Origin of the sequence: Microbulbifer elongatus (assembly GCF_021165935.1) — a bacterium.
GTDB classification, from domain to species: Bacteria; Pseudomonadota; Gammaproteobacteria; order Pseudomonadales; family Cellvibrionaceae; genus Microbulbifer; species Microbulbifer elongatus.
The window spans coordinates 1198495-1211274 of the sequence record NZ_CP088953.1 but is presented as its reverse complement, the minus strand read 5'-3'; the positions used below and the strand labels follow the sequence as shown (position 1 = coordinate 1211274).

Here is a 12780-nt window from a genome sequence, read left to right as displayed (position 1 = left end):
TTCAGTCGCCCCCTTCCTACCCTGTAAGCTTCCCGCTTCACTTGTAGAATGCACCGAATTTCGAATGGGAGTCGCCCCTGCCGGTAAGACTTTGCGGGACCGTCTGCGGCCCGGATGGCCGCAGCCGAGCCCCCAGGGATGGGTTTACGGCGTGTCCCGCAAAGTCTTACCGGCAGGGGTGACGCCACGAACTATCCGAGCACCCCAAGACCACAAAACCCGGACGAACCCAATGCCCTGGCTCCAATTAAGAGTGAACACCAACCGCGAACAGGCCGAGACGATCGAAAATGCCCTGCTGTTCGCCGGCGCAGTCTCCGTCACCCTGCAAGACAACGCCGACCAACCCATCCTCGAACCCGGACTCGGCGAAACGCCCCTGTGGGACGAAACCCTCGTCACCGGCCTGTTCGACGCCGAAGTCGACACCAGCGTCACCGAAGCCAAAGCAGCCTCCTATCTTTGCGAACTCCTCCCCAACGCCCGCTGGGAGCAACTGGAAGACAAAGATTGGGAGCGGGAGTGGATGAGCCACTACAAACCCATCCAGTGCGCCGACAACCTGTGGATATGTCCCAGCTGGTGCGAACCGCCGGCGCCGCAAGCCGTCAACATCATGCTCGACCCCGGCCTCGCCTTCGGCACTGGCACCCACCCCACCACCTTCCTGTGCCTGCAATGGCTGGCCGGCGAACCGGTGCAGGGCAAAATCGCCATCGACTTCGGCTGCGGCTCCGGCATCCTCGGCATCGCCGCTCTGTTGCTGGGCGCCGACTCCGCCATGGGCACCGACATCGATCCCCAGGCCCTACTCGCCAGCCGCGACAACGCCGTGCGCAACGGCCTGGACCCCGAGCGCTTCCCGGTTTACCTGCCGGAAAAGGCCCCCAAACCGGAGGAGTCCAGTGCCGACATCATGCTCGCCAATATCCTCGCCGGACCGCTGGTAGAGCTGGCTCCGCAGCTGGTCGAGCGTACCAAGGTCGGTGGGCGCATCTGTTTGTCCGGCATTCTCAGCAGTCAGGCAGAGAAGGTGAAGGCGGCCTATAGCCAGTGGATCGACTTTGATCAGAATGGCGAAAAAGAAGAATGGGTCAGATTGAGCGGAACACGGGTTCGATAACCATCTGCAGCGAGAAGCGCAGGGACTGATAGCGATACTCCCTCGCCGGACCGTACGCGGCCATGGATGGCCGTGTCCGAGCGCAGATGGGTGGGGCAAGCGTTTGCGAAGCACTGCTTCGCGCGCAGCCGAACGACGCCAATCTTGATTGGCGGCCGGGCCCGCTTGCGGGTGCTTGTAGCGTGTCCGGCGAGGGAGTATCGCTAGCAGTTCCGCCACAAAAGTAACTACGAAGCACCCGCACCGGCTACGAAGCTCCAAGCCACAGCACTACGCGCCAAGCCCTCCGACTGATAAACTTCCCCGCCAAAGCAATAATCGTCGAATTCCATGTCGCAACTGGTCACCCGCTGCCCCCACTGCAGCACCTCGTTTCACGTCAGCGAAGAACAGCTGCGTGCCGCCCGTGGCGCCGTCCGTTGCGGCTCCTGCCTGCAGGTATTCCGTGCCGACGAAAATATCGTCTTTAACGAAGATGACCCGCAGCCCGCATCCAAAAAGGCCATCGAGGAACTGCTCGAAGACGACGACTTCCTCATTCACGACGATATCGACCTCGACGGCGACGACGAAGACCCGTCGCCCCCCCAAAAGACCGCCCAGCCCCCCCGGGAGACGCCACCCGAAAAGCAGAAGCCTAGCCAGAGCCCCCTGATCGACGACGCCTTCGGTGAACAGCAGTGGCAGGAGCTTGGCGACGAAAGCGACGATACCGAGAGTGCGCAGCTGGACATCGAAGCCGAGATCGACCAGCTCGGCGTCATTTCCGAAGACCCCTGGGCGGAAGAAATCGCCCGCGAAGAGTCCAGCCGGATCGAAACCACCCCGCCAGCCCTGAAGCCGGAAGAGGACCTCTTCGCCGACCAGCACGACAGCGACAGCATCACCCCCGCTGAAGAGCACGACTTCTTCGCCAACGAGGAAAGCGATACCCGCGACTTCCCCCCTGCCAAGGAAGCGCCCCTCAGCGCCCTCCCGGACGACCAGCTCAATCCCGCCGAGATGCACGAGCGGCACCTGGACACCGGACAACTGGAAGCCGCCCCCCTGCTGCCCAAGGATCAGCTGATCTCCGCCATCGGCCCCGCCCCCATCGAAGTGACCTGGCAGCCCAAGCGCCACAATCGGGTACCTGTGTGGCTGTGGACCGTCGGCGCCCTCATACTGCTGGTGGGACTGGTGGCGCAGTTCGCCTATTTCCAGTTCGACACCCTCAGCAAACGCGACCCCTGGCGCAACCTTTACGCCCAGGTCTGTCCGCTTGTGGGCTGCCGCCTGCCACCCCAGGTGGACATCAACGCCATTCATACCGCCAATCTGGTAGTGCGCAGCCACCCCCAAATCGCCGGTGCACTGGCGGTGGAAGCGGTCCTGCTGAACCGGGCCCCCTTCGACCAGCCCTTCCCGACACTGCAACTGCGCTTTACCGATCTGAAGAACGCCCCGGTAGCCAGCCGCCGCTTTACCCCCCGGGACTACCTGCGGGGAGAGCTGTCCGGACGCAAGCTCATGCCTGCCGGCAACCCGGTGCATATCGCCCTCGACATCGTCGATCCCGGTTCGGAAGCCGTGAACTACGAGCTGCGTATTTCCCCACAGTAATCGTCTCCCTCACCGGCCGCTGCTGACATGCCCCACCTCAAATGGGGCATGCTGGCGCCTATTACCACAAAAATTTGCACAAAGATCGCCCTAAACGGCCAGCCATCGAACAATTTGCGCGCTTTTTCGCTTTTCCAGTCGGCAGGCAGCCGCTATCATAGGCCGCTCTTTGACACCGAATGAGACCAGACCTGCGGGAGGGCAAGTTGCCCACGGAATTGCCAAGCAACTTCGCCATAGGCCCATACACAATAACGGCGCCCGTCATTCTGGCGCCAATGGCCGGCGTTACCGATCGCCCTTTCCGCAAACTGTGCCGAGAACTCGGCGCCGGTCTCGTGGTTTCCGAGATGGTCACCTCAGACACCAGCCTGTGGAACAGCCGCAAATCGCGAATGCGCCTGGACCACGCCGGTGAGGCCGGCCCCATTTCGGTACAGATTGCCGGTGGCGACCCGGAGATGATGGCGGAAGCTGCGCGGGCAAATGTCGAGCGCGGCGCCCAGATTATCGACATCAACATGGGTTGCCCGGCAAAGAAGGTGTGCAAAAAAGCAGCGGGTTCTGCCCTGCTGCGCGACGAAAAACTGGTCGCCGACATTCTGGCTGCGGTGGTTGAATCCGTCCCGGTTCCAGTGACGCTTAAAATTCGCACTGGCTGGTGCCCGGAGACCCGCAACGGTGTGACGGTGGCGAGAATGGCCGAGGATCTCGGAATTTCAGCCCTGGCAGTTCACGGACGCACCCGCGCCTGTGGCTACCATGGCCAGGCCGAATTCGATACCATTGCCGAGATTGCGTCTGCGGTAAAGATACCCGTCTTTGCCAACGGCGACATTACCGGCGCGGAGAAGGCCCGCAAGGTGTTGGACTACACCGGCGCCACAGCGGTCATGATTGGCCGCGCGGCTCAGGGACGTCCATGGATTTTTCGGGAGATTGCCCATTACCTGGCAACAGGGGAGCAGCTACCGGAACCCTCACTGGAAGAAGTCAGGGACATATTAATCACTCACCTGAGTGAACTGCACCGTTTTTACGGTGAGGTTATGGGGGTACGTATCGCTCGCAAGCATGTGAGCTGGTATCTGAAAACACTCGCGGACAGCGAGGACTTTCGCAAGACCTTTAACCATTTAGATTGCGCAGAAGCACAACATGCCAGCGTTCGTGAGTGGTTTGAACGCCGAATAACTAGAGGGGCAAAAGCGGCATGACTAACGAAGCACTGATTCCGGATACCAGCGATGTGGTATCCACTGGGGGCCAGAATCAACTACAACAACCGCAGGCCTTGCGCGATGCGGTTGAACAGGCGATGGAAAACTACTTCCGTCACCTGGACGGTCAGATGGTGACCGATGTGTACGATATGGTGCTGTCTGAGATTGAAGCGCCGATGCTGGAAGTGGTGATGAAGCACACCCGCCACAACCAGACCCGTGCCGCGCAGTTGCTGGGCCTTAACCGGGGTACCCTGCGCAAAAAGCTCAAGCGCTACGGTCTGCTGTAAGGCGACCCGCCGCTACCGGCAACCATAAGCCGGAGCGGTAAAAATTCGACGAGGGGGGATGGGTTTTACCCATCCCCCCTCGCTATTTTCTGAATTACCAGTTCTTTTCTAAATCAAACGGACGATGCGATATGACTGACAAGGTGGCCGTTCGCCGCGCGCTGATCAGCGTTTCTGACAAAACCGGCATTGTGGAATTTGCCCGCGAGCTCTCTTCCATGGGCGTCGAGATCCTCTCCACCGGCGGCACCTACCGCCAGCTGGGCGAAGCCGGTATCCCGGTAGTAGAAGTTTCCGACTACACCGGCTTCCCGGAAATGATGGACGGCCGCGTCAAAACCCTGCACCCGAAAGTGCATGGCGGCATTCTTGGCCGTCGCGGTAAAGACGATGCGGTAATGAACGAGCACGGCATCAAGCCCATCGACATGGTCGTGGTCAACCTCTACCCGTTCAAGGCCACCGTCGCCGATCCCAATTGCGACCTGCCCACCGCCATCGAAAACATCGATATCGGCGGCCCCACCATGGTCCGCTCCGCCGCCAAGAATCACAAAGACGTCGCCATCGTGGTCAACGCCCACAGCTACGACACCGTGATCGAGGAAATGAAAGCGGGCGACGGCCAACTGGGCTACGAAACCCGCTACGACCTGATGGTGCAGGCGTTCGAGCATACCGCGCAGTACGACGGCATGATCGCCAACCACTTCGGCGCGCGTAACACCGCCAATGAGGCCCGCGAGTTCCCCAACACCTACAACGTCCAGTACGAAAAAGCCCAGGACATGCGCTACGGCGAAAACCCGCACCAGAAAGCGGCCTTCTACGTGGAAGCCGACGCTGAAGAAGCCTCCGTCTCCACCGCCAGCCAGCTGCAGGGCAAGGAACTCTCCTTCAACAACGTCGCCGACACCGACGCCGCCCTGGAAACCGTCAAGCTGTTCGACGAACCCGCCTGCGTCATCGTCAAACACGCCAACCCCTGCGGTGTGGCCGTAGCCGCCGACATCAAGACCGCCTACGAACTGGCCTTCGCCACCGACCCGGAATCCGCCTTCGGCGGCATCATCGCCTTCAACCGCGAACTGGACGCCGAAACCGCCCAGCTGATCGTCGACAAGCAGTTCTCCGAAGTCATCATCGCCCCCAAAGTCAGCGCCGAAGCCGCCCAGGCCGTGTCCGCGAAAAAGAACGTACGCCTGCTGGAATGCGGCGAATGGGACAGCACCCGCCCCACCGCCTTCGACTACAAGCGCGTCACCGGCGGTTTGTTAGTACAGGAAAAAGACAACGGCATGGTCGCCAGGGAAGACCTCAAAGTGGTCACCAAGGTACAGCCCTCTGACGAACAACTGGACGAACTGCTGTTCGCCTGGAAAGTCGCCAAAATGGTCAAATCCAACGCCATCATCTACGCCAAAGACGGCCGCACCATCGGCGTCGGCGCCGGCCAGATGAGCCGCGTCAACTCCGCCCGCATCGCCGCCATCAAGGCCGAACATGCCGGCCTCGAAGTGAAGGGCGCCGTCATGGCCTCCGACGCCTTCTTCCCCTTCCGCGACGGCATCGACAACGCCGCCAAGGCGGGCATCAGCGCCGTGATCCAGCCCGGTGGCTCCATGCGCGATGAAGAAGTCATCGCCGCGGCGGACGAGCACGGCATGGCGATGGTGTTTACCGGTATGCGTCACTTCCGTCACTAAGCGCGATTTCTGACGACTATCTAGGTCTACCGAAACAGATACGTAATATTCCCGCGCTATACGGGAAGGTTCTGGGGCTGGAGCCCCTTTCCGAGACCGTCTGCGGCCAGGACGGCCGCAGCCGAGCCCCCAGGGATGGGTTTACGGCGTGTCTCGGAAAGGGGCGCCAGCTCCAGAGCCGCCACAGGACTGGCAACGAAGCACGCATAAATACCTCCCGACTCCCAGTCCCTACCCGGCAACCCAGCGCACAATGCTAAACTAGCCCACCTAAATCACAGGCACGGGGAAACTCAAGAATGAACATCCTGGTAATCGGCTCTGGTGGCCGCGAACACGCACTGGCCTGGAAGGCCGCCCAAAACCCCGCCGTAGACACCGTCTTCGTCGCACCGGGCAACGCCGGCACCGCCCGCGAACCCAAACTCCAGAACGTCAACATCGGCGTCGACAACTTCTCCGCCCTGTCCGACCTCGTCGAAGAAAAAGGCATCGACCTCACCATCGTCGGCCCCGAAGCCCCACTGGTGGACGGCATCGTCGACTTTTTCAACAGCCGCGGTCACAACATCTTCGGCCCCGAAAAAGCCGCCGCCCAGCTCGAAGGCTCCAAAGCCTTCACCAAAGACTTTCTCGAGCGCCACGCCATCCCCACCGCCGACTACCAGAACTTCACCGAAGTCGAACCGGCGATTGAATACATCCGCGAAAAAGGCGCACCCATCGTCGTCAAAGCCGACGGCCTCGCCGCCGGTAAAGGCGTCATCGTCGCCGAAAGCACCGAACAGGCGGAACTGGCCGTACGCGACATGCTGAGCGGCAACGCCTTCGGCGACGCCGGCTGCCGCGTTGTCATCGAAGAATTCCTCACCGGCGAAGAAGCCAGCTTCATCGTCATGGTCGACGGCGAGAACATCCTGCCCATGGCCACCAGCCAGGACCACAAGCGCGTCGGCGACGGCGACACCGGCCCCAACACCGGCGGCATGGGCGCCTACTCCCCGGCTCCGGTAGTGACCCAGGACGTGTACGAGCGCGTAATGAAAGAAGTCATCGAGCCCACCGTCAAAGGACTGGCCAGCGAGGGCATGCCCTACACCGGTTTCCTGTACGCCGGCCTGATGATCAACGAAGAAGGCGCGCCCAAGGTCATCGAATACAACTGCCGCTTCGGCGACCCGGAAACCCAGCCCATCATGATGCGCCTCAAGTCCGACCTGGTTGAGCTGTGCATGGCCGCAGTGGAAAAACGCCTGGACCAGGTCACCGTCGAATGGGATTCCCGCCCGGCGCTCGGCGTGGTACTCGCCGCCCACGGCTACCCCGGCAGCTACCGCAAGGGCGACGCCATCTCTGGCCTGGACAAGGCAGACAGCGAAAACGCCAAGGTCTTCCAGGCCGGCACTGCACTGGACGGCGAGCGTGTCGTGACCAGCGGTGGCCGCGTTCTGTGTGCAACCGCCCTGGGTGACACCGTGGCGGAAGCCCAGGCCAACGCCTATGAGTGCGCGCGCAAGATCTACTGGGAAGGTTCCTTCTACCGCAAGGACATCGGTTATCGCGCGGTAGAGCGGGAAGAAGCCGAGAAAGCGTAACTATTGTTTCGAGCATTTCGAGGAACACATCCGTGAGCAGCCATCGCCAACTGACCGGACTCGACCGCCTGCTGCTGCAGGCGGACCGCGCCCTGCGCACCCTAAGCCCCGGCTCGCCCTGTCACGAGCGCCCGTCGCCGTCGAAGTCTGTGGATGAAGCAGAGCTCTCCGACAGCGAGCGCCGCCACGCAGCGGGGTTGATGCGGGTAAACCACAGTGGCGAAGTCTGCGCCCAGGCGCTGTATCAGGGCCAGGCGCTCACCGCGAAGCTACCGCAGGTGCGCGCGGAGATGGAACACGCGGCGAACGAAGAGATCGACCACCTGGCCTGGTGCGAACAGCGCCTGGACGAACTCGGCAGCCGCCCCAGTGTACTCAACCCGCTCTGGTACGGACTTTCCTTTGGGATTGGCGCTGCCGCGGGCAAGGTCAGCGACAAGGTCAGCCTGGGCTTTGTTGCCGCTACTGAAGAGCAGGTGTGCAAACATCTGGAAAGCCACCTGCAGGAACTGCCCGCGCAGGACGAGAAAAGTCGCGCGGTGGTTGAGCAGATGCTGGTGGATGAGGCCAAGCATCAGCACGCTGCACTGGATGCTGGGGGGGCTCGTTTTCCAGACCCGGTTAAAGGGCTTATGAGTTTGGTATCAAAAGCGATGACCTCGGCGAGTTACCGGGTTTAAGTGAGTGGCGGCCCCGCTGCCGGGTATTCCCTTGCGAGACACGCCGTAAACCCATCCCTGGGGACTCTTCCGCGAGGTCCCTCTCGCGGAAGGTCTCGCAAGGGAATACCCGGCATCGGAACCTTCGCGTCGGACCAAATCTCCCGAACAATTTCCATTAGCTTGTTCTGGGCTTAGCTCTCAAATGCTAAGCCCGAGTGCTGGGTATTCGTTTTCGGAAGCGTCGCAAACAGGGATGTTTGCGACGCAGCGTACAGGGACGTATTCACAGCGGTTCCGAAAACGAATACCCAGTGCTCGGGCGCCACAAAACCAATACCCCGAAACTGGCAATCAAACCACTGCAGTCTCACACCGCAGCCAATCCTCCTCCAACCCCATCACAACCCTATCCCCAACCTGCAACTCTCCCACTCCAGCAGGCGTGCCAGTCAAAACCACATCCCCCGGCAACAGCGTGAAATAACTACTGATATAAGCCACTAAATCCAGAATCGGCGTCAGCATATGATTGGATTTACCCCGCTGGCGGATCTCATCGTTCAGCCACAGGGTGTAGGTGAGATTGTCCCAGTCCGGCAACCAATCCAGCTTCACAAATGGCGAAAGCGGGCAGGCGCCGTCGAAGGCTTTGGCCTTCTCCCACGGTTGCCCCTGCTTCTTCAGGTCCGACTGCAGCTCACGCAAGGTCAGGTCCAGGGCCAGGCCAAGACCAGCAATCGCCGGTGGCACATCGGCGGGATTGGCGTCGGTCAGCCGCGCGCCAATCAACAGCGCCAGCTCCCCCTCGAAATGGCAACTGCCCCGGCCCCGCGGCAAATGGATCGGCTCCGCCATGGGTACCGCCGCCGTAGACGGCTTGATAAACAACAGCGGCTCCTCCGGAACCGGGTTGTTCAGCTCCTCCGCATGAGCCGCATAGTTGCGACCGACACAAAGGATCTTTCCCGGGGGAAGGTCGACTGGAGAGTTACAGGTGAAAGTGTGCTTATACATAACCAGATTCGATAACTAGGATAAAAATTGCGTATAAAGCTTTGCAAAGCCCTTATGGTATGATGCCGCCCTCGTCGGGACCCCGGCGATACCCCACTGGCTTTCGCCCTTTGTTTGCAATCATGCCGCGATGAAATCATCACCGCGCTCGGCCAAGAGACTCGATATGGCTCCTCAGATTTCTCTTCAAAAAGACAAAATCCGAATCCTGCTACTGGAAGGCGTGCACCAGTCCGCCGTGGACCTGCTGAGTTCCCGCGGCTACACCAACGTCGAGTACATCAAGACCGCCCTGCCGGAAGACCAGCTGATTGAGAAGATCGCCGATGCGCACTTTATCGGTATTCGCTCGCGTACCCAACTGACGCGCAAGGTGCTGGAAAGCGCCAACAAACTGATCGCCGTGGGCTGTTTCTGTATCGGCACCAACCAGGTTGACCTGGAAGCCGCCACCGACCTGGGCATCGCTGTATTCAACGCCCCCTATTCCAATACCCGAAGCGTAGCTGAACTGGTGATCGCCGAGGCCATCATGCTGCTGCGCGGTATTCCCGAAAAGAATATGGTCTGCCACCGGGGCGGCTGGCAGAAGTCTGCGGTGGGCTCCTTTGAGGCCCGCGGCAAGACTCTGGGTATTATCGGTTACGGTGCCATCGGCTCCCAGACCTCGGTGCTGGCGGAAGGCATCGGCATGCGCGTGATCTTCTTTGACGTGGTCACCAAACTGCCGCTGGGTAACGCCAGTCAGGTGAACAGCCTGGATGAACTGCTGGCACAGTCCGATGTGGTTTCCCTGCACGTACCCGAACTGCCCTCCACCAAGTGGATGATCGGGGCCGATCAGATCGCCAAGATGAAGAAAGGCGCAATCCTGCTCAATGCTTCCCGCGGCACCGTGGTGGAAATCGAGCCCCTGGCGGAAGCGCTGAAGAGCGGTCACCTGGCCGGCACCGCCATCGACGTGTTCCCGGTAGAGCCCCGTGGTAACGACGACGAGTTCCAGTCGCCCCTGCGCGGTCTCGACAACGCCCTGCTGACCCCACACGTAGGCGGCTCTACGGTAGAGGCCCAGGAAAACATCGGCGTGGAAGTATCTGACAAGCTGGCGCTCTACTCCGATAACGGCACCACCACCAGCTCGGTGAACTTCCCGGAAGTAGCGCTGCCCGGTCACGTGGGTGCCCATCGCCTGCTGCACATCCACAAGAACGTGCCCGGCGTGCTCGGCGCCATTAACCAGGTATTCTCCGATAACGGCATCAACATCTCCGCGCAGTTCCTGCAGACCAATGAGTCCGTCGGTTACGTGGTGATTGATGTGGACGCGGAATACTCGGACCTGGCCCTGGAAAAACTGAAGAATATTCCCGGCACTCTGCGCTGCCGCGTCCTTTTCTGATCGCCGCCACCACTTCTGACAGGCCTCGCCGAGGTCTGTTACACTTTCTGAAACCCGGACCAGCGTTGCGCGCTGTCCGGGTTTCTTTTTTCCAGTGTCTCCGACAAAGTGAATCCCCCAGTGCAACACCAGGCTGTAGAAACCCAACGTTCCGACTCCGCTGCCGCAGGATTACTGGCTGGCCTCGGCGCCTACCTCCTGTGGGGATTTGCACCGCTGTATTTCAAGCTGCTGGAGCATCTCGATGCCCCCGAGATTCTCGCCCACCGCAGCATCTGGTCATGGCTGCTGGCCATTGCACTGTTGGCGGTGCTGGGAAAGCTGCGCAGTGTGCGCGCGGTGTTCTGCTCGCGCAGGACGCTGCTGGCACTATTACTTTCCACCGCACTGATCAGCACCAACTGGCTGATATTTATCTGGTCGGTGACCAATAATCACCTGCTGGATGCGAGCCTTGGCTACTACATCAATCCACTGATCAGCGTGCTGCTGGGTGTACTGGTGCTGGGCGAAAAGCTACGGCCACTGCAGTGGCTGGCGGTATTGCTGGCGGCGGTGGGCATCGGCTATGAGCTGTGGCAGTTCGGGCGGCTGCCCCTGGTGGCTCTGGGGGTTGCGATCACCTTCGGGTTCTACGGTCTGGTGCGCAAGCAGACGCCGGTGGACAGCCTGACGGGCCTCACGGTGGAAACCCTGTTGATGCTGCCCCTGGCGGTGGGCTTCCTGTTCTGGACCACCAGCCCCACCAGCAACCTGATGAATAATTCGTGGCAACTGAACGGGCTGTTACTGCTGGCCGGTCCGGTTACCCTGACACCGTTGCTGCTGTTCAATATTGCGGCGCGCCGTCTCAATCTTTCCACATTGGGCTTCCTGCAGTATCTCGGACCGACATTAATGTTCTTTTTCGCGGTGCTGCTGTACCACGAGCCGTTCGATCAGGCCAAACTGGTGACCTTCCTGTTCGTGTGGACCGCCCTTGCGTTTTACTCCGCGGACGCGCTGGTACAGCGGCAGAAGCGGCAGAAAATGCGCAGGGCCGCGTTGTAAGACGTTTGGCAGGGCAGGACAGACAGCAAAGCTACTGGGATAGCCACTCGTCGAGGGCAGCGAGAATACGCTGACGGTAGGGCTGGGTTTCATTGATCATCTGGTGGCGCGCGCCGCGCACAATCACCCGTTTGCTGTTGGGGAAACGATCGCCAATCACCCCCATATTGTAGCGCCAGTCCACCGTCTTATCGTCGGTGCCCTGAACCACCAGTATGGATTTTGGATTGCGGCTGGATTTCGGAAACAACTTCAACCAGTCCACCATAGCCCCCAACCAGCGAATCGACATCACCGGCGACTGCAGTGGATCGCGGTGGGCCTGGCGGCGAGCAAACTCTGCATCGTGCGTGTTGATGTTGAAGCCGCGGCTGGGGTGCGGCAACAGGAAGCGCCCAAGGTAAAACATCCACTTGCGCAGATGCCAGTTGGCCGGCCGCACCAGGGGCGCGAGCAGCATGACCCTGTCAAACGGTTGCCAATGGCTGAACTGAAGATACGCCAGCAGAGTGGCCCCGCCAGTGCTCTGCCCCATGGCATGCCAGGGCTCCGGCATTTTTTCTCTGGCCCGGCTCAGCAACGCTTCCAGAACTTCCCGATACTGCATGAAGGTATCAATGGCTACGGGCTCGCCACTGGACAGGCCGTGTCCAGGAAAATCCACCGCCACTACGTTGTAGCCGCGCTCCAGACCAAAGCGGATGGCAGAACCGTAAATGCCGGTGTGATCAAAATACCCGTGACAGATAAACAGCGTGCCCTTGGGGTTGGCTACCCGCCAGTACTGGGCAACCAGTTCAAAACCGGCAGAGTTGAAGGTGCCGATTCCGGTCCCGGTGGCTTCGGCAAAATTCAGGCGATAGAAGTTGCGGTAGGAGATTACCGACTCCGGCAGGGGCTGAGCGCAGCAGAAATCCAGTGCCGGCAGCTGGCTGCGCAGCGCCGAATAGTCCGGCCGGTGTATGACCGGGCTGGTATCTACGGCATTGAAATCTTTGAGCAGATCCATGACTCAATGGTACTGCATTTCCCCCCCTGCGCCATCCCCAGTCTGCGACAGACTCCCTTGAGGCGGCGAACAGAATTTGGGAGCATCCGGTAACACGAGCCGACAGC

General features: G+C 60.6%; 11 protein-coding genes. 9 read left to right on the top strand and 2 right to left on the bottom strand.

Annotated elements, in window-relative coordinates; all coding sequences use genetic code 11:
• The first annotated feature begins 232 nt into the window (after positions 1–232).
• The 7 genes from prmA to coq7 all read left to right on the top strand — a co-directional run bounded on the left by prmA (position 233) and on the right by coq7 (position 8219).
• Complete coding sequence (gene prmA / locus LRR79_RS05010; protein ID WP_231759311.1) at positions 233–1123, top strand: 50S ribosomal protein L11 methyltransferase; 891 nt, start codon at positions 233–235, stop codon at positions 1121–1123.
• Positions 1124–1453: 330 nt separating this feature from the next.
• On the top strand, positions 1454–2725 hold the full coding sequence (locus tag LRR79_RS05005) for a DUF3426 domain-containing protein (protein ID WP_231759310.1): 1272 nt from the start codon (positions 1454–1456) through the stop codon (positions 2723–2725).
• A 179-nt stretch (positions 2726–2904) separates the two neighbouring features.
• Positions 2905–3942 (top strand): tRNA dihydrouridine synthase DusB, encoded by a 1038-nt coding sequence (dusB, locus tag LRR79_RS05000; RefSeq protein WP_231759309.1) that lies wholly within the window; start codon positions 2905–2907, stop codon positions 3940–3942.
• Positions 3939–4238 (top strand): DNA-binding transcriptional regulator Fis, encoded by a 300-nt coding sequence (gene fis, locus LRR79_RS04995; RefSeq protein ID WP_231759308.1) that lies wholly within the window; start codon positions 3939–3941, stop codon positions 4236–4238. Before dusB ends, fis begins: the two co-directional genes overlap by 4 nt.
• Positions 4239–4369: 131 nt before the next feature.
• Positions 4370–5944 carry a bifunctional phosphoribosylaminoimidazolecarboxamide formyltransferase/IMP cyclohydrolase gene (purH, locus tag LRR79_RS04990; protein WP_269455101.1) on the top strand — a complete coding sequence of 525 codons (1575 nt, stop codon included), beginning with the start codon at positions 4370–4372 and terminating at the stop codon, positions 5942–5944.
• Positions 5945–6243: 299 nt separating this feature from the next.
• Positions 6244–7539: a phosphoribosylamine--glycine ligase gene (gene purD, locus LRR79_RS04985; RefSeq protein ID WP_231759307.1), complete on the top strand. Its 1296-nt coding sequence runs from the start codon at positions 6244–6246 to the stop codon at positions 7537–7539.
• Between the two features lie 32 nt (positions 7540–7571).
• Positions 7572–8219, top strand: a complete 648-nt coding sequence (gene coq7, locus LRR79_RS04980) for a 2-polyprenyl-3-methyl-6-methoxy-1,4-benzoquinone monooxygenase (RefSeq protein WP_231759306.1) — start codon at positions 7572–7574, stop codon at positions 8217–8219.
• Positions 8220–8552: 333 nt separating this feature from the next.
• Here coq7 and LRR79_RS04975 read toward each other — a convergent pair whose 3' ends face one another.
• Positions 8553–9215, bottom strand: coding sequence for a fumarylacetoacetate hydrolase family protein (locus tag LRR79_RS04975; RefSeq protein ID WP_231759305.1), 663 nt, complete (start codon positions 9213–9215; stop codon positions 8553–8555).
• A 166-nt stretch (positions 9216–9381) separates the two neighbouring features.
• Between LRR79_RS04975 and serA the strand changes: the two genes are divergently transcribed.
• Both serA and rarD read left to right on the top strand, forming a co-directional pair.
• Complete coding sequence (gene serA / locus LRR79_RS04970) at positions 9382–10614, top strand: phosphoglycerate dehydrogenase (protein WP_231759304.1); 1233 nt, start codon at positions 9382–9384, stop codon at positions 10612–10614.
• Positions 10615–10734: 120 nt separating this feature from the next.
• A complete protein-coding gene (gene rarD, locus LRR79_RS04965) occupies positions 10735–11664 on the top strand; it encodes an EamA family transporter RarD (RefSeq protein WP_231759303.1) in 930 nt (309 codons plus the stop codon).
• A 31-nt stretch (positions 11665–11695) separates the two neighbouring features.
• On the opposite strand, the gene LRR79_RS04960 is transcribed toward rarD, so the two are convergent.
• Positions 11696–12673, bottom strand: coding sequence for an alpha/beta hydrolase (locus tag LRR79_RS04960; protein WP_231759302.1), 978 nt, complete (start codon positions 12671–12673; stop codon positions 11696–11698).
• Positions 12674–12780 lie beyond the last annotated feature (107 nt).

Excerpts from the sequence above, each read along its gene's own strand:
- dusB (WP_231759309.1), top strand. The coding sequence starts at position 2,905 with ATGAGACCAGACCTGCGGGAGGGCAAGTTGCCCACGGAATTGCCAAGC.
- LRR79_RS04975 (WP_231759305.1), bottom strand. The coding sequence starts at position 9,215 with ATGTATAAGCACACTTTCACCTGTAACTCTCCAGTCGACCTTCCCCCG.
- purH (WP_269455101.1), top strand. The coding sequence starts at position 4,370 with ATGACTGACAAGGTGGCCGTTCGCCGCGCGCTGATCAGCGTTTCTGAC.
- fis (WP_231759308.1), top strand. The coding sequence starts at position 3,939 with ATGACTAACGAAGCACTGATTCCGGATACCAGCGATGTGGTATCCACT.
- LRR79_RS04960 (WP_231759302.1), bottom strand. The coding sequence starts at position 12,673 with ATGGATCTGCTCAAAGATTTCAATGCCGTAGATACCAGCCCGGTCATA.
- serA (WP_231759304.1), top strand. The coding sequence starts at position 9,382 with ATGGCTCCTCAGATTTCTCTTCAAAAAGACAAAATCCGAATCCTGCTA.
- LRR79_RS05005 (WP_231759310.1), top strand. The coding sequence starts at position 1,454 with ATGTCGCAACTGGTCACCCGCTGCCCCCACTGCAGCACCTCGTTTCAC.
- prmA (WP_231759311.1), top strand. The coding sequence starts at position 233 with ATGCCCTGGCTCCAATTAAGAGTGAACACCAACCGCGAACAGGCCGAG.
- purD (WP_231759307.1), top strand. The coding sequence starts at position 6,244 with ATGAACATCCTGGTAATCGGCTCTGGTGGCCGCGAACACGCACTGGCC.